A 26,146-nucleotide genomic window follows, 5' to 3' on the forward strand; every position below is an offset into this window, starting at 1 on the left:
CGTTACCAGGACTTCAGCCGCTGTACGGCCTCTTCGAGGACCTCGGTCTTCTTGCAGAAGGCGAAGCGCACCAGCGAGCGCCCGGCCTCCTTGTCGTCGTAGAACACCGAGGTCGGGATCGCGACGACGCCCGCGCGCTCGGGCAGCGCGAGGCAGAACTCCACGCCGTCGCGGGCGCCGAGCGGGGTGATGTCGGTGGTGATGAAGTACGTGCCGGCCGGGCGGTAGACCTTGAAGCCCACGTCCTCCAGACCGGCCGCGAGCAGGTCGCGCTTGGCGCGCAGTTCGTCGCGCAGGCCCTCGAAGTACGCGGCGGGCAGGGCGAGGCCTTCGGCGATCGCGTACTGGAAGGGGCCGGAGGCCACGTACGTGAGGAACTGCTTGGCCGTACGGACCGCCGTGACCAGCTCGGGCGTGGCGGTGATCCAGCCGACCTTCCAGCCGGTGAACGAGAGGCTCTTGCCCGAGGACGAGATGGTGACCGTGCGCTCGCGCATCCCCGGCAGCGAGGCCAGCGGGATGTGCTCGCCGTCGAAGACCAGATGCTCGTAGACCTCGTCCGTGATCACCAGGAGGTCGCGCTCGACGGCGAGTTCGGCGATCGCGGTGAGCTCGGCGCGGGTCAGGACCGTGCCGGTGGGGTTGTGCGGGGTGTTGAGCAGGATCAGGCGGGTGCGGTCGGTGACGGCGGCCCGCAGCTCGTCCAGGTCCAGGTGGAAGCCGCTCTCGTCGGGGCGCAGGGTGACCGGGACGCGCTTGCCGCCGGCCATCGCGATGCACGCGGCATACGAGTCGTAGTACGGCTCCAGGGCCACCACCTCGTCCCCGGGCGCCACCAGGGCGAGCAGCGAGGCGGCGATCGCCTCGGTCGCCCCGGCCGTGACGAGCACTTCGCGGTCCGGGTCGTACGAAAGCCCGTACCGCGTCTGCTGATGCACCGCGATCGCGTGGCGCAGCTCGGGCACGCCGGGACCCGGCGGGTACTGGTTGCCGCGCCCGTCCCTGAGCGCCCGCACCGCCGCCTCCCGCACGGCCTCGGGGCCGTCGGTGTCCGGGAAGCCCTGGCCGAGGTTGATCGCCCCGGTCCTGACGGCGAGCGCGGACATCTCGGCGAAGATCGTGGTGCCGAATTCGGCGAGATGGACATTGAGAAGCGGGCGGGCTGCGGCAGCGGTCATGGCGGCCATCCTGCGCTGCGGCGGGGGTGTCGCTCAAGCGGGCTGCGTGTCCGGCCGGTCATCGTCGAGCACTCCTCCACGGCCCGGGAGGGCGGCCCAGGGTGTGGGGCATATCGAGTTGAGCCGGCTGTCAGCCTCCGCTTTGATCGCAGCATGAGCGCTGGGGGAGTCATCGGTATCGCGGACGATGAGATTGTTGCGGGCCGGATCCTCCTGGGCATCAAGGCGATCCGGGACCACCTCGGCTGCTCGCTGCACGAGGCCCTCGACGCATATGTGTCCCGCTACCAGGCACTACGCCTCGAACGGCCGACCGACTTCTCCGTGAGCCACGAGCAGTACTGGGCCAACTTCTACTCGTGAGCCTTGCGGCTGGAAGGGGTCGCCGCATGAGGTCGTGACCCTTCGTGTCAGTGGTGTGTGGGAATGTGCCGGCATGGCCGAGACCGCGGGCGTTGAGCGTCGTCTCACAGCTCAGAGACGGCCCGGGGGCGAAATCAGGGCGGGCGAAATCCGATCGTCAAGGCGGGTGGAGTCTTCTAGCGTTTCGGCATGCAGATCGTCGTGACGCTGGACTGTGTGGACATCGAAGCGCAGGCGGGGTTCTGGCTTGCGGCGCTCGCCCCGCTGGACTACCGGCGCGGCTTCGACGGGCCGCCCTATCTGAGTTTGGTCGGCCCGGCTTCCGCGCCCACGCTTCTCCTGCAGCAGGTGCCGGAATCCAAGGCGGGCAAGAACCGGATGCACCTTGACCTCGACTTCGGTACCGAGGATCTGGACACCGAGGTCGAGCGTCTTGGGCGGCTCGGCGCCCAGAGGATCTCTCAAGAGCAGAGCGAACACGGCTTCCGCTGGATCGTCGTTGCCGATCCGGAAGGCAACGAGTTCTGCGTATTCGTTCCGCCGGCCAAAGTGACGGGCTCTCCACAGGGGCGACCCCGTATGCGGTCTTGAGAACCGTCGTGGCGCAGGTGTGCCCGCTCCCCGGAAGCGGCCGGCGTCCCCCCGAAGGTCATGTTCCGGAGGAGTCCTTGGAGTTGGCGGTGGAGGCCTTGCCTGCGGCTCCTGGCCGGGTGACGCCGTCGACGGATACGCAGATGCCGAAGACACGGTCGTGGCCGGTCCATCCGTTGATGTGGCCACGGTTGTTGCTGATCTGCACCCGCTTCCTGGCGGCGTCCACCGACGACACCAGATGCAGGTAGACCGTCCCCGCGACCCGGGCGAGCACGATGTCGCCGACCTCCAGCTTCGACGGATTCACCGGCGCGACGACCACTTCCTGGCGACTGCGTATCAGCGGGATCATCGAGGAACCGCTGGGCCGGAAGGTCACTGTGGCTCCACCGGCGACCCTGCCTGCCACTGCGTCCAATGCACCCATCCGATGAGCGTGGCAGATTCTCCTGCAGCACCCCAGTGATTTACGCCTCCGCACAGAGCCGCACGTCAGGGGTTTTCGCATAACGGGAAACCTCTGAAGTTGCTCAACTCCGCTTTGGCGTGGTGTGCGTGCGGGCATTTCCCTCGCACATGAGAAGCGGGCACCGCTTCGGGGGACAGAGAGACGGGGGTGGTCTCCGTGGGGATCGTCATCGTGTTGGGCATCGTGTTCGTCGTTCTGGTGGTGGTGGGCTCCAGCCTCGGCAGCCAGTCGCACAGCGGGCCGAAGAAGCGCCGGCGCAGCGGCTGGGCCGGCGGCGGAGGCGGGAGCGGCAGCTCGGGCGGGGGTTGCGGGGGCAGCTCGTCGTGCGGCGGAGGGTCGTCGTGCGGCGGTGGCGGTGGATGCGGCGGAGGAGGCAGCTGACCCGGCCTTCGGGGAGGTCCGCGAGCGACGGGGGCCCGCGGACACCCCCAACTGCCACGGCGGAGGCGGCTGACACGGGGCAGCCGGTCCGAAGGTGGCATCTGCCAGGGGGAATGCATCCGGCATAGTCGCCACAAGAAGGTGCCCGGCGGAAGGGAACTCCTGCCGGGCACCTTCTTGTTGAACTGTGGAGAACAGTTGAACTGTGGGGCCCTCGGGGGGATGGAAACCCCACGAAGTTGGGTAAAAACGCTGTGGCGGCGCTCCCCTTCATGATTCCCTTCACCTGATTGACGCAGCCACGGACCGCTCGAGCCAGCTGATGTGCCAGCCCATGTGTCAGGTCCCCCCACTTCCCACTGCGTGTTTGCGGAGCCGACCCATGCTCACGACCCTTGAGACCACCTACACCGACACGCGCGCGGCCGACCTCGCCTGGGCGCTCGGCCGCGAGCCGTTGCCGGCGCTCGCGGTCCTCGATCTCGAACTGGCGGACGCCAAAGTGCAGTTGCGCCTGCTCGGTGCCTCGCATCAGGTGCTCCTCGATCAGGAGGAGGGCACCTGTTCGGAGACCGTCGCGTGCATGCCGGGCAGCAGCACCCCGCTGCCGCTGGGGGTCGCCAAACGGGTGGGGGACTGGGAGTACGAGTTCGCCGCGCGCGTCGAGACGCTCACGCGCGGCTCGTTCGCCGGGCGCGCGCAGGAACTGCTCGCGCTGGTCGCCGACCATCCCAACGGCCTCGCGGGCGTCTTCCCCGGCAGCCCGCATGCGTTCACCGCGATGCTCGTGCAGCGGCACCCGGACAACCCCGCGCAGGTGCACTGGCGCACCTGGCACGCATATCCCCAGGAAGGCCAGCTGGTCGCGACCCGTACCACGGTCGGAGTGCGGCAGCCGGCGGTCGTCTGAGCGGCCGGATCGGCACGGTCCGAGAGCCCGGACGGGCAACTCAACCCTCAGGGCGCCGAGTTAAGCCGTGTGGGTGACAGGCTGTCCACCCTTCGTGACGTAGCGTTCGCAACGTGATCGAACCGCCCCTGCCCGCGCCACCCGGTGTTCCGCCACCCCGGGAGGCCGCCGTCGACGCCCGGCTCCCGGTGTCCGCGCGCACCGGCCGGTTCCTGGTGCTCCTGGGCGTCTTCATCTGCGCGGCCTGCGGACTCGTGTACGAGCTCGAACTGGTGGCCCTCGGTTCGTACTTGATCGGGGACTCCGTCACCCAGGCCTCCGTCGTCCTGTCCGTGATGGTCTTCGCCATGGGCATCGGCTCGCTCGCCGCGAAACGGCTGCGCTGCCGGGCCGCGGCCGGTTTCGGCATGGTCGAGGCCCTGCTCGCGCTGGTCGGCGGCTGCAGTGCGATGGCCCTGTACGCGGGTTTCGTCTGGGGCGGTGAGGCGCGCGCCCTGCTGGTGACGTTCTCCCTGGCCATCGGGATCCTGATCGGCGCCGAAGTCCCCTTGCTGATGACCCTGATCCAGCGCATCCGCCGCCAGGACGCGGGCGGTGCGGTCGCGGATCTGTTCGCGGCGGACTATGTGGGCGCCCTCGTCGGGGGGCTGGCCTTTCCCTTCCTCCTGCTGCCGCTGTTCGGGCAGTTGACAGGGGCGCTGCTCACCGGCGCGGTGAACGCGGTCGCGGGCGGCGCGCTGGTGCTCTGGCTGTTCCGGCGCGATCTGACCCGCCGCAGCCGCCGGCTGCTGCTGTTCGTCAATGTCACCGTGCTCGCGCTGCTCGCCGCAGCGGCCGTCCTCGTCGACGACTTCGAACGGGCCGCGCGGCGTGCGGTGTACGGGGCCGACGTCCGCGTCGCCGTCCAGACCGACGTACAAGAAGTCGTCCTCACCGGACCGCCCGCGGGACCGCTGAACCTCTTCCTCGACGGCCGGCTGCGGGTCAGCGGACGCGACGAGCACCGCTACCACGAGGCGCTGGTCCAGCCGGCGATGGCGGGCCGGCACGGGCGCGTGCTCGTCCTCGGGGGCGGGGACGGTCTGGCGTTACGGGAGGTGCTTCGGCATCCCGGAGTGCGGCGCGTCGACGTGGTCGAACTGGACGCGGCCGTCGTGGAGTTGGCGCGCCGTGATCCGGCGCTTGCCGCGCTGAACCGGAAGGCGTTCGACGATCCGAGGGTGCGGGTGGTGCACGCGGACGCGTTCCAGTGGCTGCGCGGGGCCGCGCGGGGCGCGTACGACGTGGTGATCTCCGATCTGCCGGATCCGGGGATCACGGCCTCCACGAAGCTCTACTCGCAGGAGTTCTTCGGGCTCGCCGGTCAGGCGCTTGCGCCGGGCGGCCGGTTCGCGGTGCACGCGGGGTCGGCGAGTACGCGGCCGAGGGCGTTCTGGACGGTGGACGCGAGTGTGCGGGCGGCCGGCCTTGCGACCGTGCCGTACAGCGCGGGTGGCCGGCTCGCGGGTTTCGCGGCCGGGCCCGACCGGGGGGCGGCGGCTCCGGCGCCGCGGGACTGGGGGTTCGTGCTTGCGGGGCGTTCGCGGCCGGGGCTCGGCCTCGACCCCTCGTACCGGTACCGGTCCCTGAGCGAGGGGGTGCTGCGGGCGGGAGCTCGGGCGGTGGAGCGGACGCGGGTCGCGGTGGGGCCGTCGACGTTGGTGCATCCGCGGTTCTAGGGGGAGCGGGGTGCGGGTCCGGCTGGGGTGGCCGAGGGGCCGGAGTGCCCCCGAACGCCCAGAACCACTGCCCCCGCGCGAACCACCCGGGTAGGCTCGCGAGGCATGGAGCTCGAGGTGTTCGTACCAGTGCCCGAAGCCGAACTGCGGCGCGCGCTGGGGGACCCCGGACAAGTCGCCCGGAGCGTCCCCGGCCTCCAACGCGCGGCGGACGGTGAGCCGCTCGAAGGCCGCCTCAAGGTGCGGATCGGCGGCCACACCATCACCTATCGCGGCTCGGCGAAGGTCGTCAGACGCGGTGGCTCGTACGCGCTCGAGGGCCAGGCGGCCGAGGTGCGCGGCTCGGGATCCGTACAACTCGCCCTGAAGCTGCGGCTCGTGGCGGCCGAGGGCGGCACGACGCTGGCGTTCAGTGGCGGGGCCAAGGCCGAGGGCCGGGCCGCGGAGGCGGACGACGCCGCGGTGGACTCGGCGGCGCGACGGCTGCTGACCCGGTTCGCCGAGCGGCTCGGCGAGGTGGCCCAGGCTTCCCGCGCCCCGGAGGCGGTGGAGACCGAGCCCGTGATCGCTCCCGATGCCGAGCCCACGGAGGCCCCCGGCATCGACCCCGCCATCGACGCGCCGGCCGATGAGGCCCCGGCTGATGCGGCCCCGGCCGCCGAAGCACCGGCAGACGAATCCCCGGCCGCCGAAGCGCCCGCGGACGAACCCCCGGCCGCCGAAGCGCCCGCGGACGAACCCCCGGCCGCCGAGTCCGACACCCCCGCCTCCGTCTTCGAGACCGAGGTCCCGCCCCCGTCCCTCGACGCCCCCTACGACGAGGCAGCCCTTGCCGAGGAGGTGGACGAGGTGTTCGGGGAGGCGCCGAGCGAGGCCGCGCACGCACGCCGCACGATGATCGGCCGCAGCGCCGAAGAGGTCGACCACGCCCCGCCGCGCGGCCGTTACGCCCCGACGCCCGCACCCGACAGCAGCTCCGCGTCCGACACCCTGCGCTGGGCCGCACCCGCCGCCGCGCTGATCGTGGCCTCGGCCATCGTCGTGGGCCGGGTACTGCGCCGCCGCCGCTGACACGGGAGTACTAGGGTCGAGGCGTGACGACTAAGGACGACATCAGGCTGGTCGCGGGCGGCACGGAGCTCACCGTCCAGGGCGGGAACGGCTGCCGGATCGGCTCGCTGCGGATCGACGGCACCGAGGTGCTGCGGCAGGGCGACCACTACGGCTCCTTCCCGATGGTGCCCTGGTGCGGGCGCACCGACAACGGGCGGTTCCTGAGCGGCGGCGAGAGCTACCAGCTGCCGATCACCGATCCGCCGCACGCCATCCACGGCACCGTGCGCGACGCGGCCTGGCGTCTGGCGCGCTCGACGGCGAACGAAGCGGCCTTCACGTACGACCTGACCGAGCCCTGGCCCTGGAACGGGCGCGTCACGCAGCTCTTCGACCTGTCCGAGGACAGCGTCACGATCACGATGGGGATCGAGACGTACGGGGATTCCTTCCCGGCGCAGATCGGCTGGCACCCGTGGTTCAAGCGCCACCTGCGCGAGGGCGGCGCCGAGGCGCGGATCGACTTCGACGCGGCCTGGCAGGAGGAGCGCGGCGAGAACTATCTGCCCACCGGCAAGCGCATCGATCCGCGGCCGAGCCCCTGGGACGACTGCTTCGGGATGCCGGACGGCGTGGATGTCACGGTGACCTGGGCCGATGAGCTCGAGCTGCGTGTGCAGAGCCGCGAGCAGTGGGTCGTGATCTTCGACCACCAGCAGGAGGGCGTCTGCGTCGAGCCCCAGACGGGCCCGCCCAACGGTCTGAACACCCACCCGCGCCTGGTCACGCCGATCGATCCGCTCGAGGCCTCGACGACCTGGAGCTGGCGCAGGCTCTGACCGGCCCCCGGATACGCTGGCCCCATGAGTGACGTACGCGCGGCTCTGCTGCAGCAGATCAAGGACAAGGCCGTCGTGCACGGCAAGGTGACCCTCTCCTCCGGGATCGAGGCCGACTACTACGTCGACCTGCGCCGGATCACCCTCGACGGCGAGGCCGCCCCGCTGGTCGGCCAGGTGCTCCTGGACCTCACCAAGGACCTCGACTTCGACGCCGTCGGCGGTCTGACGATGGGCGCCGACCCCGTGGCCGGCGCGATGCTGCACGCCGCCGCCGCCCGGGGCGAGCGCCTTGACGCGTTCGTCGTGCGCAAGGCCGCCAAGGCGCACGGTCTGCAGCGCCGCGTCGAGGGCCCGGACATCAAGGGCCGCCGTGTCCTGGTCGTCGAGGACACCTCCACCACCGGCGGCTCCCCGCTGGAGGCCGTGCAGGCGGTACGTGAGGCAGGCGCCGAGGTCGTCGGTGTCGCCACGATCGTGGACCGTGCCACGGGTGCGGCCGAGAAGATCCAGGACGGCGCCGGGGTGCCGTACCTCTTCGCGTTCGGCAAGGACGAGCTCGGGCTCGCCTAGCCGCGGGCGAAACGGGGGACCTTGGTCCCCCGTTTCACGTTTCCCCGTGGACTGGAGCAATCCCTCAAGTCTGGAAAGATGGGGGCGACGATGACGTCATCCCCTCGGTGACCCTCAGTTACCTCTCGTACTTCCAAGGAGCGGACAGATGCCCATCGCAACCCCCGAGGTCTACAACGAGATGCTCGACCGGGCGAAGGCAGGCAAGTTCGCCTACCCGGCCATCAACGTGACCTCGTCCCAGACGCTGCACGCTGCCCTGCGCGGCCTCGCGGAGGCGGAGAGCGACGGCATCATCCAGATGTCCACCGGCGGCGCCGAGTTCCTGGGCGGCCAGCACAACAAGGACATGGTCACGGGCGCCGTCGCGCTCGCCGAGTTCGCGCATGTCGTCGCCAAGAAGTACGACATCACCATCGCGCTGCACACCGACCACTGCCCCAAGGGCAAGCTGGACACCTACGTCCGCCCGCTGCTCGACATCTCCGCCGAGCGCGTGGCCAAGGGTGAGAACCCGCTGTTCCAGTCGCACATGTGGGACGGCTCGGCCGAGACCCTCGCCGACAACCTGGCCATCGGCCAGGAGCTGCTCGCGAAGGCCGCCGCCGCGAAGATCATCCTCGAGGTCGAGATCACCCCGACCGGTGGCGAGGAGGACGGCGTCTCGCACGAGATCAACGACAACCTCTACACCACGGTCGACGACGCGATCCGCACCGCCGAGGCCCTCGGCCTGGGCGAGAAGGGCCGCTACCTGCTCGCCGCCTCGTTCGGCAACGTGCACGGCGTCTACAAGCCGGGCAACGTCGTCCTCAAGCCCGAGCTGCTCAAGGAGCTGCAGGACGGCGTGGGCGCGAAGTTCGGCAAGCAGTCCCCGTTCGACTTCGTCTTCCACGGCGGCTCGGGCTCCACGCTCGAGGAGATCCACACCGCGCTCGAGTACGGCGTCGTGAAGCAGAACCTCGACACCGACATGCAGTACGCGTTCTCGCGTCCGGTCGTGGACCACATGTTCAAGAACTACGACGGCGTCCTGAAGGTCGACGGCGAGGTCGGCACCAAGTCCCTCTACGACCCCCGTACGTGGGGCAAGGCGGCCGAGGCCGGTATGGCCGCGCGCGTCGTCGAGGCCGCGAAGGCGCTGCGCTCGGCGGGCACCAAGATCAAGTAAGCCGTAGCGCCCCGGCTCTGGCAGCCGAGGGCGTCAAGCTCGAACAACCCTTTGCGCAAAGGGTGTTGCGAAGGCCCGGGTTCCTCGTCGGAATCCGGGCCTTTCGGCATGTGAGACGCGGCCGCAGGTCACTTATGTGGTCTATACCTCCTGATGCAGGATGGGCCGTATGAAGAAGACCAAGGCCGCGCTCTGGGAGTTCCTCCAGGGCCTGGGCAAGACATTCATGCTCCCTGTGGCGCTGCTCGCGTTCTGCGGCATCATGCTGGGCGTCGGCTCTTCGCTGTCCAGTGAGCGGGTCGGGGAACAAATACCGTTCCTCAAGGCTGAGGTGTTCCATGTGGTCTTCACGTGGATGGCCAACACGGGCGGGGTCGCCTTCACGTTCCTGCCCGTGCTGTTTGCGATGGCCATCGCGCTGGGTCTTGCGCGCGAGGACAAGGGGGTCGCCGCCTTCTCGGGCTTTGTGGGCTTCGCGGCCATGCACCTGGCGACCAACTTCTACCTCACGACCCGTGGTGTGGATCTGGCGGCCAAGGTCGAGCAGAGGGGCTCCGGTTACGCCAGGGTCCTCGGTATCGAGTCAATGGACACCGGCCTGCTCGGTGGTGTGGCGGTCGGCATCATCGTCGCGGTGCTGCACAACCGGTACCGCACCAAGCGCATGCCGGACGCGCTCGCCTTCTTCGGCGGTCTGCGCTTCGTGCCGATCGTCTCCGCGCTCGCGCTGAGCGTTCTCGGTCTGCTGATCCCGCTGATCTGGCCGACCGTGAACAGCGGGATCACCGCGCTTGGCAAGGGAATCGGGCACGCCGGCGTCTTCGGACCCTTCTTCTTCGGCATGGGCGAGGTGCTGCTCCGCCCGATCGGCCTGCACCACATCCTCGTGGCGATGTTCCGCTTCACCGACGTCGGCGGCTCCGGCATGGTCTGTGGCAACGATGTCAGCGGTGCGCTGAATCTCTTCTACGCCCAGCTCAACTGCGCCAGCCCGTCGGACGCCGCCCACACGGCGACCGGCTTCCTCGCTCAGGGCAAGATGGCCGTCTACCTCGGCGGCCTCCCCGGCGCCGCTCTCGCGATGTACCACTGCGCGAACAAGAAGATGCGGCCCGAGATCAAGGCGCTGCTCATCTCCGGTGTCGTCGCCTGTGTGGTCGGCGGTATCACCGAACCCCTGGAATTCCTCTTCCTGTTCATCGCGCCCTGGCTCTACCTGATCCACGCGGTCCTGGTCGGCCTCGGCTTCCTGGTGGCCGCCGTGCTCGGCATCTTCATCGGCAACACCGACGGCAACGTCATCGACTGGCTCGTCTTCGGTGTCCTGCAAGGCACGACCACCAAGTGGTACTTGGTCCCGGTCATCGCCGCGATCTGGTTCGCCGGCTACTACTTCCTCTTCCGCTGGGCGATCACCCGGTTCAACCTGAAGACGCCCGGCCGGGAGGAGCCGTCCGCGGAGGAGGACGAGCCCGTCGAAGCGCCCAAGGGCGAGCTCGTCGCCGGCAAGTACGACCCGGTCGCGATCCTCGCCGCGATCGGCGGCCACGCCAACATCACGTCCCTCGACAACTGCATCACCCGCCTCCGGATGACCGTCGAGGACGCCGAACTCGTCGACGAGGCACGGCTCAAGAAGCTCGGCGCGGTCGGTGTGGTGAAGCTCGACGTGCACAACGTGCAGGTGATCATCGGCCCGCAGGTGCAGTCGGTGAAGGACGCGATCGCCGGGCTGAGCACGGTGGGGGGACCTCGATGACCTCGTACGACTTCGACCGCTTCGTCGACCGGCACGGCACCTGGTGCACGCAGTGGGACTACGTGGAGGACCGGTTCGGCGTCCCCGGGCTGCTCCCGTTCACCATCTCCGACATGGACTTCGAGACGGCGCCCGAGGTGCTCACCGCCCTGCGCGGGCGACTCGAGCACGGGGTGCTCGGGTACTCGCGGTGGCGGCACTCCGACTTCCTGTCCGCGGTCGTCGACTGGTTCGGCAAGCGGTACGCGACCGTCGTCGACCCCGAGTCGATCGCCTACGCGCCCTCGGTGCTCTACCAGGCCGGGGTGCTGATCGACCTGTGGTCGAAGCCAGGGGACGGCGTGGTCGTGCACACCCCCGCGTACGACGCCTTCCCGCGCCTGATCGAGGCGCACGGGCGACAGTTGCGGGGCTGCGGGCTCGACGACTGGGCGGAGTTCGAGCGGCTGCTCGCGCTGCCCGACACCTCCGTGCTGCTGCTCTGCTCGCCGCACAACCCGACCGGGCGGGTGTGGACCGAGGACGAGCTGACGCGCATGGCCGGGCTGTGCGCGCGGCACGGGGTCGCGGTGATCAGCGACGAGATCCACGCGGACCTGGCGCACCGGGAGTTCACCACATGGGCCGGGTTCGGGGCCGGACGGTGGGCCGTCGTCACCTCCGCGTCCAAGTCCTTCAACATCCCGGCCCTGACCGGGAGTTACGGCATCATCGGCGACCCCGAGTCACACGGCGCGTATCTGCGCAGGCTCAAGGACGCGGACGGCCTGTCGTCGCCGGCGGTCCTGTCCCTCGTCGGTCATATCGCCGCCTATCGCGAGGGCGAGGGCTGGCTCGACGCGCTGCGGGCGTACGTGGCGGGCAATCTGGAGATGGTCGCGGAACGCCTCGAGGCGGCCGGCCTGAACTGGCAGCCTCCGCAAGCCGGTTACCTGGCCTGGATCGATCTGCGCCCGCTCGGCATCAAGACCGATGAGCCCCTGCAGCGCGAGCTGATCGAGGGCGAAAAGGTCGCGATCATGCCGGGCGGCGCCTATGGCGCACCGGGCTTCGTCCGCCTCAACGTGGGCTGTCCGCGCGCCAAGGCCGAGGCGGGCACGGACGCGCTGGTGCGGGCGGTCTCGCGCTTGTGAGCAAACTCGGCGGGGGTGGTTGGACAGTCCCCGCCCTCCCGGGGAGGGGGTGGCTGGACAGTCCCCGCCCTCCCGGGGGCCGAGCCCCTTTGAGGCTATCGGCCCGCACTGACAACGCCGGGCGCACACCGCCCGTGGAGGGGGCCGGACGGCGCCCGGCCCCCGACAGGCTCAGCCCTTGAGCTGCTCGTAAAGCTCAGCCCTTGAGCTGCTCGTAAAGTTCAGCCCTTGAGCTGCTCATACGCCTCGTCGCTGCTGTCGCGCAGGAACTGCCAGCAGCGCTCGTGCTCCTCCTTCTCACCGATCTCGCCGGCGGCGCGGGCGAGTGCGGCCAGGCAGCGCAGGAAACCCTGGTTGGCCTCGTGGCTCCACGGCACCGGGCCGTGGCCCTTCCAGCCGGAGCGGCGCAGGGCGTCGAGGCCGCGGTGGTAGCCGGTGCGGGCATAGGCGTACGACTCGATCACCCGGCCGCCCGCGAACGCGTCCTCGGCGAGCAGCGCCCAGGCCAGCGAGTACGTCGGGTGCGCGGCCGCGATCTGGGCCGGGGTGGACGTGCCGACCATGGCCCGTGCCGCTTCGTTCTCCGGCAGCTGAGTGGGGGCGGGACCGCCGAGCAGGTTCTTGTGCGTCTCCATGGCCGCCAGTCTGCCACCCGCGCCGAACGAGTGGTTTCCTCGGTAGGGGAGGTCCCGTGTCGACCCGACGTCCGCGCATCCGGCTCGCCGCCGTCGCCCTGGCGGGAGTGCTGACCTCGGCCCTGCTGCTGCCCTGGGCGCTGCCACTCGGCTGGGACGAACTCGTCTACGCCACCCGCTACTCCCCGTTCGGCAACGGCCTCGACGTCGACTTCAGCGCACCGCGCACCCGGGGCGTCCCGCTGCTCATCGCCCCGGTCGCCCTGTGGTCGGACTCGGTCGTGCTGCTGCGGCTTTGGCTGATGCTGCTCTGGGCCGTGGCCCTGTACCTGGGCTTCCTGCCGTGGCTGCGCACGGCCCTGCGTCCGCGGGCCGTGGTCCTGGCCGCGGCCTGCTACACCAGCGTCTGGTCGGTGCTCTTCTACGTGGGCCACGCGATGCCCAACCACTACACGGCGATGGGAGCGGTCGCGGCCGCCGGCTCCTTGGTGCGGCGCCCCGTCTCGTACCCGGGTCTCGTCATCGGCCTCGCGACGGCGACGCTGATGCGGCCCAACGACGGGGTGTGGGTGGCCCTTCCGCTGTGCGCCGCGGCGCTGTTGTGGCGTCGGCGCCGGGCGGCTCTCGCGGTCGCCGGGGGTGTGGCGGCGGGTCTGGTGCCCTGGGTGGTGGAGGCCGAACTGCGCTTCGGCGGCCTGGGCGCACGCCTTGACGCGGCCGGCGAGATCCAGGGCGGTCTGCGCCCGGTGTTCTCGGTCCCCGCCCATGTCTCGGCGCTCGACGGCCGGCTCCTGTGCCGCCCGTGCGACGGAGACTCACCGAGTCCGCCGGGCGTCATGATCTGGCTGCTCCTGATCCCGCTGGCCGTCATCGGGGCCCGGCATGCCACGAGGGCCGGTCCCGGTCCTGTCGATGCCGGGCCCCGGCGCGCCATGGCGCTCGTCCTCGCCACCGCCGCCTGCTCGGCGGCCCCGTACTTCTTCCTCGTCCCGTACGCGGCGCCCCGCTTCCTCTTCCCCGCCTACGCCCTGCTCGCCCTGCCCGCCGCGCTGGGTCTGCCGGCCGTACGGGAAGCAGTGCGCGGCTCCCGCGCCCGGACCGTGCTCGCGGTCGGCGTGCTCGTGGCGCATCTGACCGGCCAGTTTCTGCTCGTCGACCGGCACGGGAGCATTCAGGCGGGGGCGCGCGGCGACTGGGAGCGGGTGGCGCGGGTACTCAGGGCCCAGGGCCTCGAAGCCCCCTGCACGATCGGCGGCAACGCGATGCTCCAGCCCGTCGCGTACACCTCGGGCTGTGTGCCGCGGCGGACCGGCATCCCCGACGCCCTGGTCCTCGTCCACCGCGCACCGCCCCGCTGGGCCCGCGGCTGGGAGCGGCACCCCGTGCCGGATACGTACAACACGGGCTGGTCGGTCCTGGTCAGGCCGGGGCCCAAGGGCCCGTGAGGGGCCTGTGACCAGGCAGGTCTTGCCGATACGGGGGAGGATTGCGGAGGATGCGGGTGGGGACCGGGGCCCCCGTGCCGGCATCGGCAGGGGCGGACCGCTACCCGAAGTACCGAGGAGACAGTGATGTCCCACGAGACCGCAGATACGGGAACCGTCCAGAGCCCGGAGACCCCGGAGACCCCGCATCTCGACTTCGCCGGCACCACGCCGTACGAGGACTACGTCCAGGCCGATGTCCTCACCCACCTGCAGAAGACCCTCTCGGACGATCCCGGGGAAATGGTCTTCCTGGTGACCACGCAGGTCATGGAACTCTGGTTCACGGTGATCGTGCACGAGTGGGAGACCGCGGCCCGCGCCCTGCGCGAGGACGATCTCACCGTCGCGAAGGACGCCCTGAAGCGTTCCGTACGCGAGCTCGAAGCGCTCAACGCGTCCTGGACGCCGCTCGCCGGCCTGACCCCCGCCCAGTTCAACTCCTACCGCGCCGCGCTCGGCGAGGGCTCCGGCTTCCAGTCGGCGATGTACCGGCGGATGGAGTTCCTGCTCGGCGACAAGTCCGCCTCGATGCTGGTGCCGCACCGGGGTGCGCCGCGCGTCCACCGGGAGCTGGAGAAGGCGCTGCACGAGCCCTCGCTCTACGACGAGGTGCTCCGGCTGCTCTCCCGCCGCGGATACGCGGTCCCGCAGTCCGTCCTCGACCGCGACCTGTCCCAGCGTTACGAGCCTTCGGCCGAGGTCGAGCGGGTATGGGCCGAGGTGTACCAGGGCGACCAGGACGGTGAACTGGTGCGCCTCGGCGAGGCGTTGACCGATGTCGGCGAGCTGGTGTGGCGCTGGCGCAACGATCACCTGGTGGCGACGCGGCGCGCGATGGGCTCGAAGACCGGGACCGGCGGTTCGGCCGGTGTGGCGTGGCTGGAGAAGCGGGCGCGCAAGAACGTCTTCCCCGAGCTGTGGACGGCGCGGTCCTATGTCTGAGTCTGCCGGGTCCGAATCTGCAATGTCCGGGTCTGCTCTCGCGATACGGGCCGCCGAGCTCGACGCCGCCGACGAACTGGGCAAGATACGCGAGCAGTTCGTGCTCGACACTGTGTCCGATCATGCGGCTGACGCCGCGGGCGTGTACTTGGACGGCAACTCGCTCGGCGCGTTGCCGGCCGCCGTCCCCGCGCATGTCGCGGATGTCGTCGCACGTGAGTGGGGCGAGCTGCGGATCCGGTCCTGGACCGAGTCCGGCTGGTGGGAGGCGCCCGAGCGGATCGGCGATCTGATCGCGCCGCTCGTCGGGGCGGCCGCCGGGCAGATCGTGGTCGGCGACTCCACAAGTGTCAACGTGTTCAAGGCGGTTGTCGGCGCGGTGCGCCTGGCCGGCGAGGGGCGCGACGAGATCCTCGTCGACGAGGGGACCTTCCCCACGGACGGGTACATCGCCACGTCGGCGGCCCGGCTGACCGGGTGCACGGTGCGGCCGGTCCCGCTGGACTCGCTGGCCGGCGCGGTCGGTCCCCGTACGGCGGCCGTGCTCATCAACCACGTGGACTACCGGTCCGGGCGGCTGCACGATCTGCCCGGTCTGACCGCCGCCGTACAGGCGGCGGGCGCCCTGGTGGTCTGGGACCTGTGCCACAGCGCGGGTGCGCTGCCGGTGGGGCTCGACGCCCACGGGGTCGACCTGGCTGTCGGCTGCACGTACAAGTTCCTGAACGGCGGCCCGGGTTCGCCCGCCTACCTGTACGTGGCCGAGCGCCACCAGGCGGCCTTCGACTCGCCGCTTCCCGGCTGGAACTCGCACGTCGAACCCTTCGGGATGCGGCCGGAGTTCGTGCCCGTGGACGGTGCGCGCCGCGGCCGGGTCGGTACGCCGGACATCTTGTCCATGGCGGCGCTCGAGGCGGCACTGGGTGTGTGGGACGGGGTGTCGGTCGAGGCGGTCCGCGCCAAGTCCCTTGCCCTGACGGACTTCTTCCTGGAGTGCGTCGCGGCATACGTCCCCGAGGGGCGGGTGTCGGTCCTGACGCCGCTCGATCATGACGCCCGGGGCAGCCAGGTCGCGCTCCGGTGCGAGGACGCCTCCGAGGTCATGGCCGCGCTGATCGCCCGGGGCGTCGTCGGCGACTTCCGCGCCCCCGACGTCCTGCGCTTCGGCTTCACACCGCTCTATCTGGGCTTCGCCGATGTGGAGCGCGCGGCCCGGGTGCTTGCCGAGGTCCTTTAGTCCTCGCCCGGACTCGCCCGCCCGTATCCGCCCGCCGTGCCGACCCGCCCGTATCCCGCCCTGCCGAGCGGGATACGGGCGCAATCCCGGGTACTCCTGTCTGATTGGGGGCGAAGCGAAAGGAGGCCCCCATGAGTGATCAGGTGTGGACGCTGGTGCTGCTCGCGGCCGTGGTGCTCGCGGTGGCGGCGGGCTTCGCCCTCTGGCTGCTCGTCCGCCTGGTGCGGACCAGGCGGCTCCTGCGCAGGGCCGGAGTTCCCGTGGAGAACACCCTCGCCTTCTGGGGCGCCCTGATCTACGTGATCTCTCCCGTGGATCTGCTGCCGGACCCGGTCTATCTGGACGACATCGGCGTACTGCTGCTCGGGCTGCGCTCGCTGCACGCGGCCGCCGAGCGTTCCGGTCTCCGTACGGGCACGGGTGCCGGTCTCCGTAAGCGCACCGTGGCACGGGACGGCTGAGGCGGGGGCGGACCCCGGTTTCGGGACGGGGTGGCGGTGGGGAAAAATTCAGCCACCCGCACCACCACGAACCCGCCACCGGCACCACGACGAACCCGCCACCGGCACCACCACGAACCCGCCACCGGCACCACGACGAACCCGCCACCGGCACCACCACGAACCCGCCACCGGACCGCACGCACCACCCACCGAAGCGAACCGCCACCGAACCACCCTGGAAAGGCCGGACATGTCCGAAGACGCCACCGCCCGAGCCGCCGCCGAAGAGCAGTCGGCGTTCTCGCACCCACCGGTGGAACCGGACGCAACGGCCGCGTACGGCGACCACCCGGACCAGGTCGTCGACTTCTACGCACCCCGGGACAACCCGCTGACCGCCCCCCTCGTCGTCGTCCTGCACGGCGGCGCCTGGCGGGCCCCGTACGACCGGGGGCACCTCACCCCGTTCGCGGACTTCCTCGCCAGGCAGGGCTTCGCCGTGGCCAACGTCGAGTACCGGCGCGGCAGTTCGATCCCCGCGCAGGGCGGCACCGGACCGGTCGCGGGGCGATGGCCGGAGACGTTCGACGATGTCGCGGCCGCCCTCGACGCTCTGCCCGGGCTCGTCGCCACGCATCTGCCGGTGGCGGACCCGAGGCGCACCGTCCTCACCGGGCACTCCGCCGGCGGCCAGCTCGCCCTCTGGGCCGCGTCGCGGCACGTCCTGCCCGAGGACTCCCCGTGGCACGCCCCGTACCCCACCCATCTGCGCGGCGTCGTCGCCCTCGCCCCGATCGCCGACTTCACGCTCTCCCGCGAGCTGAAGGTCTGCAACGACGCGGTCGTCCAACTGCTCGGCGGGGACGCCAAGTTCGAGGAGCGGGCGGCCCAGTCCGACCCGGCAGCCCTGCTGCCCACCGGAATCGCCACCGTCCTGGTCCAGGGCCGAGACGACGCGGACGTGCCGTATACCGTCGCCGAGGCGTACGCCGACGCCGCCGCGAAGGCAGGCGAGGTGGTGGGTCTGACGCTGCTCGAAGGCGTCGGGCACTTCCCGCCGATCGACCCGGCGGCCGATGCCTGCGCCGTGGTCGCGGAAGAGATCGCCCAACTGGCCTTCTGAATCCACTCGAAAGCCCGACCGATAGGATCCGGGCATGCCGCTGACGATGACCGACGTGGACCGCTTCGAGGCCGCCCGCCCGCGCCTGGAGGCCATCGCCTACCGGATGCTGGGCTCTTCGGCCGAGGCCGAGGACCTCGTACAGGAAACGTATCTGCGCTGGCAGGCGGCAGACGTCGAGCGGATCGAGGTTCCCGAGGCCTGGCTGACCAAGGTCCTCACCAACCTCTGTCTGAACCAGCTGACTTCGGCCCGTGCGCGCCGCGAGACCTACGTCGGCCAGTGGCTGCCCGAGCCTCTGCTCGAAGGCGACCCGATGCTCGGTCCGGCCGACACCGCCGAGCAGCGCGAGTCCGTCTCGTACGCCGTGCTGACCCTGATGGAACGGCTCTCGCCCAACGAGCGTGCGGTGTACGTCCTGAAGGAGGCCTTCGCGTACGGGCATCGCGAGATCGCCGAGATCCTGGATGTCAGCGAGGCGGCCAGCCAGCAGACGTTCAGCCGGGCCAAGAAGCACATCGCCGAGGGCAAGGCGCGCACCGAGATCTCCGAGGCGGCGGCGAAGCGCATCGTCGAGGAGTTCCTAGCGGCCGCGACCAGCGGTGAGACCGAACCGCTGGTGAAACTGCTCACCTCGGACGCGATCGCCGTGGGCGACGGCGGCGGGAAGATCCCGGCGAAGGCCACGCCGTTCGAGGGTGCGATCGCGGTGGCCAAGTTCCTGCGCGGGATGTTCAAGCCGGCCGAGAGCAAGCGCCGCATGCTCGGCGGCGGCACCCCGGAGGTCTACGCGACGACGGCCAACGGCTCCCCGGCCCTCGTCATCGTGGTCGACGGACGGGTCTTCGGCGTCATGTGCCTGGAGCGGTCCGACGAGGGCATCGTCGCGGTCCGCAGCCAGGTCAACCCGGACAAGCTGCAGCGGGCCACCGAGCTCTGGGCCACGGCCGACCGCGGAGAACCGCTGTTCCTGGCCGATTGGTAGGCCTCCCAGCGCCCTGTGACTCAGGTCACATCCCGCACCTGTCAGGAATCCGGGGGCTGCCCGGTTCAAGGGGCGTAACCGCGAAAGAGCGGACCCGGAGAGCGGCTCGGCCGCGCTAGACAGGAGCAGGAACATGACTGCTGGAAACGTCACCAAGCACCGCATCCTCGTCCTGGGCGCGGGCTACGCCGGAGCCGGTGCGGCCGGCCGTCTCGCCAAGCGGCTGAACCGCGACGACGTGGCCATCACGCTCGTCAACGACGAGCCGGACTTCGTCGAGCGGGTACGCAACCACCAGCTGGCCGTCGGCCAGGAGCTCAAGCACCGCCCGTTCGACGCGATGTTCGCGGGCAGCGGCATGGAGCTGAAGATCGCGAAGGTGGCCGCGGTCGATGTGGACCGCAAGACCGTGCGGGTCGTCTCCACCGCCGGCGAGGAGGAGCTCGCGTACGACACCCTCGTCTACGCGCTCGGCAGCCGCTGGAACGACCACGGGGTCCAGGGCGCCGTCGAGCACGCTCACGAGGTGGCCAGCCGGGCCGGGGCGCTGCGGCTGCGCTCGCGTCTGGAGTCGCTCGAGCCCGGGCAGAAGGTCCTGGTCGTCGGCGGCGGGCTCACCGGGGTCGAGGCCGTGACCGAGATCGCCGAGACCCACCCCGGCCTCGACGTGGCGCTCGCCGCCCGCGGTGAGCTGGGCGACTGGCTCAGCACCAAGGGTGCGCAGCACCTGCGCAAGGTCTTCGGCAAGCTCGGCATCACCACGTACGAGCACACCTCGGTCGCCGCCGTCGAGGCGGACCAGGTGAAGACCGCGGACGGCGAGGCTGTCGCGGCCGATGTGACCGTGTGGACCACCGGGTTCGCCACCCACCCGATCGCCGAGGCCAGCGGCCTCCAGGTAACCGAGGGCGGCCAGATCGTGGTCGACGCCATGATGCGCTCGGTCTCGCACCCGGACGTGTACGCGGTCGGCGACGCCGGCTACGCGATGGGCGACACCGGCAAGCCGCTGCGGATGTCCTGCGCGACGGGCACGCCGATGGCGTGGCAGGCGGCGGACGCGATCACGGCGGAGCTGACGGGTCTCAAGCAGCCGAAGATGCCGCTGCGCTACTTCCAGCAGTGTGTCTCGCTCGGCCGCAAGGAAGGCCTGATCCAGTTCGTCACCGCCGACGACACCTCCAAGGAGCGGGTCCTGACCGGCCGCACGGCCGCGGTCTACAAGGAGCTGATCTGCAAGGGCGCCGCCTGGGGCGTGGCCAACCCGGGAGCCCTGGTGTTCTCGAAGGGGCGGCGCGTGGTGGGCGAGCCGGCGGCCGCCATGGCGACGGCCTGATGCGGCACCGGAGACGGGCGTTCCCCCTCGGTCCTACGAGGCGGGGGCGCCCGTTCCCCTGTGGCGGACCGTTCCCAGGTCGGCGCCCGTTCCCGCGTAGTACCTGAGACGGACCCCGAAGGATCCCGCCAGGAGGTGACGACGCCGTGACCTGGGGCGCATACCGTCATCTGCGTGAACGAGACAGCTCAGAACCCTCATGGCGCGAACCACCATGGCGTCCACACCGAGGCCCGGCTCATCCGGGGCGGTCTGGGTGCGCTGCGCGCCGACCTGTTCAGCGGTGCGTTCGCGTTCCGGCCGCTGCCTCCGCTGCCGGCCGGCCACCGGGCGATCCGCCGGATACCGAAGCGGCTGCGTCCGTACGGCACGTGGCTGCCGCACGGCCTGATCGTCCTGGCGGCCGCGTTCGTCTTCTTCCTCGGTGTCGCGGAGGGCGGCTCGTACGGCGATGACTTCGTGGGCCTGGTCCAGGGCCTGGCCGGCGCCGCTCCGGTGCTGCTCACCCTGTCCCGGCCCATCGCGGCGTTCTGGCTGTCCATGGCCTTCGGCGTCTTCGGGGTGGTGCTCGGCGGGGTCAGCTATGACGGCGCCTATCCCTGGACGGTCGCCGGATTCCTCGCCCATCTCGTCGTCATGACGCAGGTCGCCCTGCGCAACAGGCCACGGGTGGCGGCCGAGATGTGGCTGATCACCCTGGCCTTCGGCACCACGGTCGTCGGATACGAGGGCAACGGCGACGACGCCCTGATGGCCATGCTGGTCCTGTCCGCCTTCTCGCTCTCGGCCGCCGTGGCCCTCGGGGGCTGGAACTCGGCCAGGCAGGAAGTCGCCGTCAAGGAGGCCGAGGTGGCCGCCAAGGAGGAGGACACCCTGGCAGAGCGCTCCAAGCGCACCCGCCTCGAGGAGCGCACCAACATCGCCCGCGAGCTGCACGATGTGGTCGCCCACCACATGAGCGTCGTCGCGATCCAGGCCGAGGCGGCCCCGTACCGCGTGGAGAACGCTCCACCCGAACTGGTGCAGGCCTTCGTCACCATCCGCGAGAACGCGGTGGCCGCGCTCACCGAGCTGCGCCGCGTGCTCGGTGTCGTACGGGCGGAGGACTACGAGGCGCCGGACGCGCCCCAGCCGACGCTCGCCGACCTGGACGCGCTCGTGCGCAATGTGCGCGAGGCGGGCCTCACCGTCGACAAGACGGTCACGGGCGCCGTGCGCGAACTGCCGCCGGGCGTCGAGCTCTCCGCGTACCGGATCGTGCAGGAAGCCCTGAGCAACACACTCCGCCACGCGCCGGGGGCGGAGGCGAAGGTCGAAGTGGCGTACGTCCTGGGCGGATTGGGCCTGCGGATCGTCAACGGACCGCCCACCGGCCTGATCAAGACCTCACCCGGCGCCGGACACGGCATCACGGGCATGCGGGAGCGGGTGGCGATGCTGAGCGGGGTGATGACGGCGGGCGAGAGCGCGGACGGGGGCTACGAGGTGAGCGTGTTCCTGCCGGTGGCGCAGGCCGAGTCCGAGGAGGACGAGTCGTGACCATCCGCGTCGTCATCGTGGACGACCAGATGATGGTCCGCGAGGGCTTCTCCGTCCTCCTCAACGCGATGCCCGACATCGAGGTGGTCGGCGAGGCGGTCAACGGCCGCGACGCCATCGCCAAGGTGGCCGAACTGCGCCCGGACGTCGCGCTCATGGACATCCGTATGCCGGAACTCAACGGCATCGAGGCGACACGAGAGATCGTCGCCTCGTCCGCCGACACGAAGGTCCTGGTCCTGACCACCTTCGACCTCGACGAGTACGTCTACGAGGCCTTGCGCGCCGGCGCCTCGGGTTTCCTTCTGAAGGACGCCTCCGCCCGCCAACTCGCCGAAGGCGTACGGGTGGTGGCGGCGGGCGAGGCGCTCCTGGCCCCGGCCGTCACCAAGCGCCTGATCGCCGAGTTCACGAGACTGGGCAGCAGCTCCGCCCTCAAACCCCCGGCCCAGGACCAGATCGGCGACCTCACCGAACGCGAGACGGAGGTCCTGGTCCTCATCGCCCAGGGCCTCTCCAACCACGAGATCGCCTCCCACCTGGTCGTCGCGGAGTCCACCATCAAGACCCACGTCTCCCGCATCCTGGTCAAACTCGGCCTGCGCGACCGCACCCAGGCGGCGGTCTTCGCTTACGAGGCGCGGCTGGTGACGCCGGGTTAGCCCAGCTCAATTGGGTGTTGGCCCCGGGCAGGCCGGTGCTAGGGTCCCCGCAGTTCGTGCATGGGGGGATGGGCCCGGGGGGGCTTCGGACTTCGCGCGCTGCAACGGCCGACTGCCGTGTCCTCGCCATGCCTTCATCGCGGTTCTCGGAGGATGCATGCGAAGAATGCTCGTCACGGCGCTGGTGCCTGTGCTGGTTCTGGGGGGCGTGGGGGCGGCGGAGCTTGCAGCCGCGTCGGCTGTCGTGGCCGCTCCCGCCGCGGACGTGAAGGTGTGGGACACGCCGAAGGAGTTCGCGGTGGCCGAGGGGATGAGCACCCCTCTGGAGATGGTCACCACGAAGGACGGGGCCACGGTCGCAGTCTGGAACAGGGAGATCAACAGCACGCTGGAACTGAAGGTCGCCGTACGCCCTGCGGGCAGCGCGACGTGGGGTGCCGCGTATCAGCTGGCGACCCTGCCGGTCGGCCGTGAGGCCGTGAAGATGGTGTCGGGCACCGACGGTTCCGTGACCGTCGCGTGGGTGCACGACGAGGGGGCGACGTCGGTGCTGCGCACGTCCGTTCTGGCGCCGGGTGCGACTTCCTGGACTGCGCCGGAGGACGTGGCCTCGGGAACCTACGTGGGAGATGTCCGTCTTGCTGCCGGCCCTTCGGGCAGGACCGCGATCACGTGGTCGATTCAGGCCTCGCCTGCGTCCAACGTGTACTCGGCCGAGCGAACGGAAGCCGGCGGAACTTGGTCGGCCGGTACGCGGCTGGACACCACGGACGGTCGCGAGTTCATCGACTACTGGATCGATGTCGTGGTCTCCGGCGATGGATCCACGACTGCGGTTTGGATCGAGGAGACTGCCGAGACAGCTGTCCTCAAGGAGGCCACCAAGCCGGCAGGTTCCGGTACGTGGAGTGCTCCGAGGACCATTTCCGACGTCACGCGCGGGGTTTCCATGCCCCGACTGGCTCCCCTGCCTGACGGCTCTGTGATGTTGGTGTGGAAGTCCTGGTCCGCGCCGCACAGCGGCACGAAGTCCCTTGTGGCCACGCGCAAGGCCCAGGGCGCTGACACATGGGACGCTCCCGAGACGGTCAGTGTCACCATGCAGGATGCCCCCGAGACACCGCGGCCCTTGGTCGGTCCGAACGGTGAGGTCACTCTGGTCTGGATGCATCGGACTGACGAGGACGGGCTGCGGATGCGAGCAAGTACTCGTTCCGCGTCGGGCAGTTGGTTGCCGGTGGCGACTGTGTCAACTCAGGCCCCGATGGACTTCCTCGAAACCGACGCCGAGATCGGCGCGGACGGCACGATCCGGGCGGGATGGTCGCAGGAGCTCAGTGACGGCAAGCGAGTCTTCGCCACGGCAGCTCGCGTCAACGGTGTCTGGAGTGCCCCGAAGGTCCTCAGCGCGACGTCCGACTACGCGCAGGGCGTGGTCACCGCCGCGGCCGACGGCAACGCCACTGCCCTGTGGACCGTCAACATGGGCTCCTCGCACCAGCTGTGGAGTTCGGACACGTCCGCGGTCGACCCGACGCTCCCCGTGGAAGCGCACCACCGCGACTACGTCGGCAAAGACAAGATCGCCGACCTCTACACCGTCAAGACCACCGGCGAACTCGGCATCTACGGCGGCACCGCCAACGGCCGTGTCTCCACGCCCGTCAAGCGTGTGGCCTGGCCGACCTCCTCCACGCTGGTCCCGTTCGGCGATGTGAACGGGGACGGCTGCAACGACACCTTGGTGCGCAACAGCGCGGGCGAGCTGTACTCCTACCGCGCCGTCTGCGGGGCGGTGGTCGAGCCGACCGACCCGTCCGCCCGTATCGGCTCCGGCTGGAACGTGTACAACGCGTTCACCTCGCCGGGCGACCTCGACAAGGACGGCACCACCGACCTGCTGGCCCGCGAGACGTCCACCGGCCGGCTGTGGTTCTACGGCGGTGACGGCAAGGGCGCCTTCAAGCCGCGGACCCTCATCGGCGCCGGCTGGGGCCCCTACACCGTGACCGGCACGGGCGACCTCAACGGAGACGGCATCGGTGACCTGGTGGCCAGGGACTCCGACGGAATCCTCTGGAACTACCCCGGCAACGGCCAGGGTGCCTTCGGGACGCGCGTCCGCATCGGCGGCGGCTGGAACGTCTACAAGTCCGTCGTCGGCGTCGGCGACCTGACCGGCGACGGCAAGGAGGACCTGGTCGCCGCCGACGGGCAGGGCGCTCTCTGGCGGTACGACGGACTGGGTGACGGCACCTTCAAGACCCGGTTCCAGATCGGCACCAGCGGCTGGCAGAACTTCAAGTCCCTGAGCTGACATCACGTTTGACCGAGGCGGCCCCGGACCTGCACCGTCCGGGGCCGTCCCGCTACCTTCGGGAGATGCTGCCCTTCAGGCCCGGATCACCGGACTTCGCCGCCGACCCCTACCCCGCGTACGCCGAACTCCGTGCCGCAGGACGGGCGTTGTGGTTCGAGAGCTCGCGCCAGTGGCTGATTCCGCATCATGCCGATGTGTCCGCGCTGCTCAGGGACCGGCGGCTGGGGCGGACCTACCTGCACCGGTATACGCACGAGGAGTTCGGGCGGACGCCGCCGGCGCCCGAGCACGAGCCGTTTCACACGCTCAACGACAACGGGCTGCTCGATCTGGAGGCCCCGCGGCACACCCGGATCCGGCGGCTGGTCTCCAAGGCGTTCACGCCTCGTACGGTGCAGCGGCTTCAGCCGTACGTGGAGGAGCTGGCCGGCGAGCTGGTGGCACGGATCGTGGCCCAGGGCGGGGGCGATCTCGTGACGGAGCTCGCCGAACCGCTGCCCGTGGCCGTGATCGCCCAGATGCTGGGCATTCCGGAGGGCGATCGTGCGCTGTTGCGGCCCTGGTCCGCGGATATCTGCGGGATGTACGAGCTGAATCCGGATGAGGAGACGGCGCGGAAGGCCGTGGCCGCGTCGGTCGAGTTCTCCGCGTATCTGCGCGAGTTGATCGCCGAGCGCCGCAAGGAGCCGGGGGAGGATCTCATCTCCGGGCTGATCGCCGCGTATGACGAAGGTGAGCGGCTCAGCGAGCAGGAGATGATCTCCACCTGTGTGCTGCTGCTCAACGCCGGTCATGAGGCGACGGTGAATACGACCGGGAATGGGTGGCTTGCGCTGTTCCGGAATCCGGAGCAGATGGAGCTGATGGCCCGGATCGCGCAGATTGCGGTGATCGGGGGCGCCGGTTCCGAAAAGTTGTCCACAGCTGTGGATGAACTGATGCGCTACGACACCCCGCTGCATCTCTTCGAGCGCTGGGTCCTCGAGGACATCGAGGTGGGCGGCGTACGGATCCCGAAGGGCTCGGAGGTCGCACTGCTCTTCGGGTCCGCGAATCGCGATCCGGCGGTCTTCCGGGACCCGGACCGGCTCGACCTGACCCGCCGGGAGAACCCGCATGTCTCGCTGGGGGCGGGGATCCACTACTGCCTGGGCGCACCGCTCGCCCGTATCGAACTCGCCGCGTCCTTCGGCCAGTTGCTGCGGCAGGCGCCTGCGCTGCGGCTCGCGGGGGAGCCGCAGCGCAAGGACGGTTTCGTGATCCGGGGGCTGGCGACCCTTCCGGTCGAGGTGTGAG

At 70.4% G+C, this 26,146-nt stretch carries 24 protein-coding genes; 21 read left to right on the forward strand and 3 right to left on the reverse strand.

Annotated features, from left to right (window positions below; genetic code table 11):
- Window positions 1-2: 2 nt before the first annotated feature.
- Window positions 3-1,187, reverse strand: a complete 1,185-nt coding sequence (locus ABT367_RS00985; RefSeq protein ID WP_352248185.1) for a pyridoxal phosphate-dependent aminotransferase — start codon at window positions 1,185-1,187, stop codon at window positions 3-5.
- Window positions 1,188-1,331: 144 nt separating this feature from the next.
- On the opposite strand from ABT367_RS00985, the gene ABT367_RS00990 reads away from it, so the two are divergent.
- Both ABT367_RS00990 and ABT367_RS00995 read left to right on the forward strand, forming a co-directional pair.
- A complete protein-coding gene (locus ABT367_RS00990) occupies window positions 1,332-1,541 on the forward strand; it encodes a hypothetical protein (RefSeq protein ID WP_352248186.1) in 210 nt (69 codons plus the stop codon).
- Window positions 1,542-1,730: 189 nt separating this feature from the next.
- A complete protein-coding gene (locus tag ABT367_RS00995; protein WP_352248188.1) occupies window positions 1,731-2,132 on the forward strand; it encodes a VOC family protein in 402 nt (133 codons plus the stop codon).
- Window positions 2,133-2,190: 58 nt separating this feature from the next.
- On the opposite strand, the gene ABT367_RS01000 is transcribed toward ABT367_RS00995, so the two are convergent.
- Window positions 2,191-2,514, reverse strand: a complete 324-nt coding sequence (locus tag ABT367_RS01000; RefSeq protein ID WP_352248190.1) for a S24/S26 family peptidase — start codon at window positions 2,512-2,514, stop codon at window positions 2,191-2,193.
- Window positions 2,515-3,367: 853 nt separating this feature from the next.
- Here ABT367_RS01000 and ABT367_RS01005 point away from each other — a divergent pair.
- The 8 genes from ABT367_RS01005 to ABT367_RS01040 all read left to right on the forward strand — a co-directional run bounded on the left by ABT367_RS01005 (window position 3,368) and on the right by ABT367_RS01040 (window position 12,141).
- Window positions 3,368-3,895, forward strand: coding sequence for a DUF2617 family protein (locus tag ABT367_RS01005; protein ID WP_352248192.1), 528 nt, complete (start codon window positions 3,368-3,370; stop codon window positions 3,893-3,895).
- A gap of 113 nt (window positions 3,896-4,008) precedes the next feature.
- The gene (locus ABT367_RS01010; protein WP_352248194.1) at window positions 4,009-5,613 is read left to right on the forward strand and encodes a polyamine aminopropyltransferase; all 1,605 of its coding nucleotides are present in this window, start codon (window positions 4,009-4,011) and stop codon (window positions 5,611-5,613) included.
- Window positions 5,614-5,718: 105 nt separating this feature from the next.
- A complete protein-coding gene (locus tag ABT367_RS01015) occupies window positions 5,719-6,684 on the forward strand; it encodes an SRPBCC domain-containing protein (protein WP_352248196.1) in 966 nt (321 codons plus the stop codon).
- Window positions 6,685-6,707: 23 nt separating this feature from the next.
- Window positions 6,708-7,505: an aldose 1-epimerase gene (locus ABT367_RS01020; RefSeq protein WP_352248198.1), complete on the forward strand. Its 798-nt coding sequence runs from the start codon at window positions 6,708-6,710 to the stop codon at window positions 7,503-7,505.
- Between the two features lie 24 nt (window positions 7,506-7,529).
- Window positions 7,530-8,078: an orotate phosphoribosyltransferase gene (gene pyrE, locus ABT367_RS01025; protein WP_352248200.1), complete on the forward strand. Its 549-nt coding sequence runs from the start codon at window positions 7,530-7,532 to the stop codon at window positions 8,076-8,078.
- Window positions 8,079-8,226: 148 nt separating this feature from the next.
- The gene (gene fbaA / locus ABT367_RS01030) at window positions 8,227-9,249 is read left to right on the forward strand and encodes a class II fructose-bisphosphate aldolase (protein ID WP_352248202.1); all 1,023 of its coding nucleotides are present in this window, start codon (window positions 8,227-8,229) and stop codon (window positions 9,247-9,249) included.
- 169 nt (window positions 9,250-9,418) lie between these two features.
- Complete coding sequence (malX, locus tag ABT367_RS01035) at window positions 9,419-11,008, forward strand: maltose/glucose-specific PTS transporter subunit IIBC (protein ID WP_352248205.1); 1,590 nt, start codon at window positions 9,419-9,421, stop codon at window positions 11,006-11,008.
- Window positions 11,005-12,141, forward strand: coding sequence for a MalY/PatB family protein (locus ABT367_RS01040; protein ID WP_352248207.1), 1,137 nt, complete (start codon window positions 11,005-11,007; stop codon window positions 12,139-12,141). Before malX ends, ABT367_RS01040 begins: the two co-directional genes overlap by 4 nt.
- A gap of 221 nt (window positions 12,142-12,362) precedes the next feature.
- On the opposite strand, the gene ABT367_RS01045 is transcribed toward ABT367_RS01040, so the two are convergent.
- The gene (locus ABT367_RS01045; protein ID WP_352248209.1) at window positions 12,363-12,776 is read right to left on the reverse strand and encodes a DUF3151 domain-containing protein; all 414 of its coding nucleotides are present in this window, start codon (window positions 12,774-12,776) and stop codon (window positions 12,363-12,365) included.
- A 56-nt stretch (window positions 12,777-12,832) separates the two neighbouring features.
- On the opposite strand from ABT367_RS01045, the gene ABT367_RS01050 reads away from it, so the two are divergent.
- The 11 genes from ABT367_RS01050 (at window position 12,833) to ABT367_RS01100 (ending at window position 26,145) form a co-directional block, all read left to right on the forward strand.
- Complete coding sequence (locus ABT367_RS01050) at window positions 12,833-14,221, forward strand: hypothetical protein (protein ID WP_352248211.1); 1,389 nt, start codon at window positions 12,833-12,835, stop codon at window positions 14,219-14,221.
- 126 nt (window positions 14,222-14,347) lie between these two features.
- Window positions 14,348-15,205: a tryptophan 2,3-dioxygenase family protein gene (locus ABT367_RS01055; RefSeq protein WP_352248213.1), complete on the forward strand. Its 858-nt coding sequence runs from the start codon at window positions 14,348-14,350 to the stop codon at window positions 15,203-15,205.
- Between the two features lie 22 nt (window positions 15,206-15,227).
- On the forward strand, window positions 15,228-16,442 hold the full coding sequence (gene kynU / locus ABT367_RS01060; RefSeq protein WP_434975369.1) for a kynureninase: 1,215 nt from the start codon (window positions 15,228-15,230) through the stop codon (window positions 16,440-16,442).
- A 131-nt stretch (window positions 16,443-16,573) separates the two neighbouring features.
- Complete coding sequence (locus ABT367_RS01065; protein WP_352248217.1) at window positions 16,574-16,903, forward strand: YkvA family protein; 330 nt, start codon at window positions 16,574-16,576, stop codon at window positions 16,901-16,903.
- Window positions 16,904-17,135: 232 nt separating this feature from the next.
- Window positions 17,136-18,008: an alpha/beta hydrolase family protein gene (locus tag ABT367_RS01070; protein ID WP_352248219.1), complete on the forward strand. Its 873-nt coding sequence runs from the start codon at window positions 17,136-17,138 to the stop codon at window positions 18,006-18,008.
- A 34-nt stretch (window positions 18,009-18,042) separates the two neighbouring features.
- Window positions 18,043-18,993 (forward strand): RNA polymerase sigma-70 factor, encoded by a 951-nt coding sequence (locus ABT367_RS01075; RefSeq protein ID WP_352248221.1) that lies wholly within the window; start codon window positions 18,043-18,045, stop codon window positions 18,991-18,993.
- Between the two features lie 133 nt (window positions 18,994-19,126).
- Window positions 19,127-20,329, forward strand: a complete 1,203-nt coding sequence (locus tag ABT367_RS01080; protein WP_352248223.1) for an NAD(P)/FAD-dependent oxidoreductase — start codon at window positions 19,127-19,129, stop codon at window positions 20,327-20,329.
- A gap of 168 nt (window positions 20,330-20,497) precedes the next feature.
- Window positions 20,498-21,868 (forward strand): sensor histidine kinase, encoded by a 1,371-nt coding sequence (locus ABT367_RS01085; RefSeq protein ID WP_434975377.1) that lies wholly within the window; start codon window positions 20,498-20,500, stop codon window positions 21,866-21,868.
- Window positions 21,865-22,530 carry a response regulator gene (locus ABT367_RS01090; RefSeq protein ID WP_165333238.1) on the forward strand — a complete coding sequence of 222 codons (666 nt, stop codon included), beginning with the start codon at window positions 21,865-21,867 and terminating at the stop codon, window positions 22,528-22,530. Before ABT367_RS01085 ends, ABT367_RS01090 begins: the two co-directional genes overlap by 4 nt.
- Window positions 22,531-22,687: 157 nt before the next feature.
- Window positions 22,688-24,847, forward strand: a complete 2,160-nt coding sequence (locus ABT367_RS01095; RefSeq protein ID WP_352248225.1) for an FG-GAP-like repeat-containing protein — start codon at window positions 22,688-22,690, stop codon at window positions 24,845-24,847.
- A 65-nt stretch (window positions 24,848-24,912) separates the two neighbouring features.
- Window positions 24,913-26,145, forward strand: a complete 1,233-nt coding sequence (locus ABT367_RS01100; RefSeq protein WP_352248227.1) for a cytochrome P450 — start codon at window positions 24,913-24,915, stop codon at window positions 26,143-26,145.
- The last annotated feature ends 1 nt before the right edge of the window (window position 26,146 follow it).

Source organism: Streptomyces mesophilus, assembly GCF_040300965.1.
Lineage (GTDB): Bacteria > Actinomycetota > Actinomycetes > Streptomycetales > Streptomycetaceae > Streptomyces > Streptomyces mesophilus_A.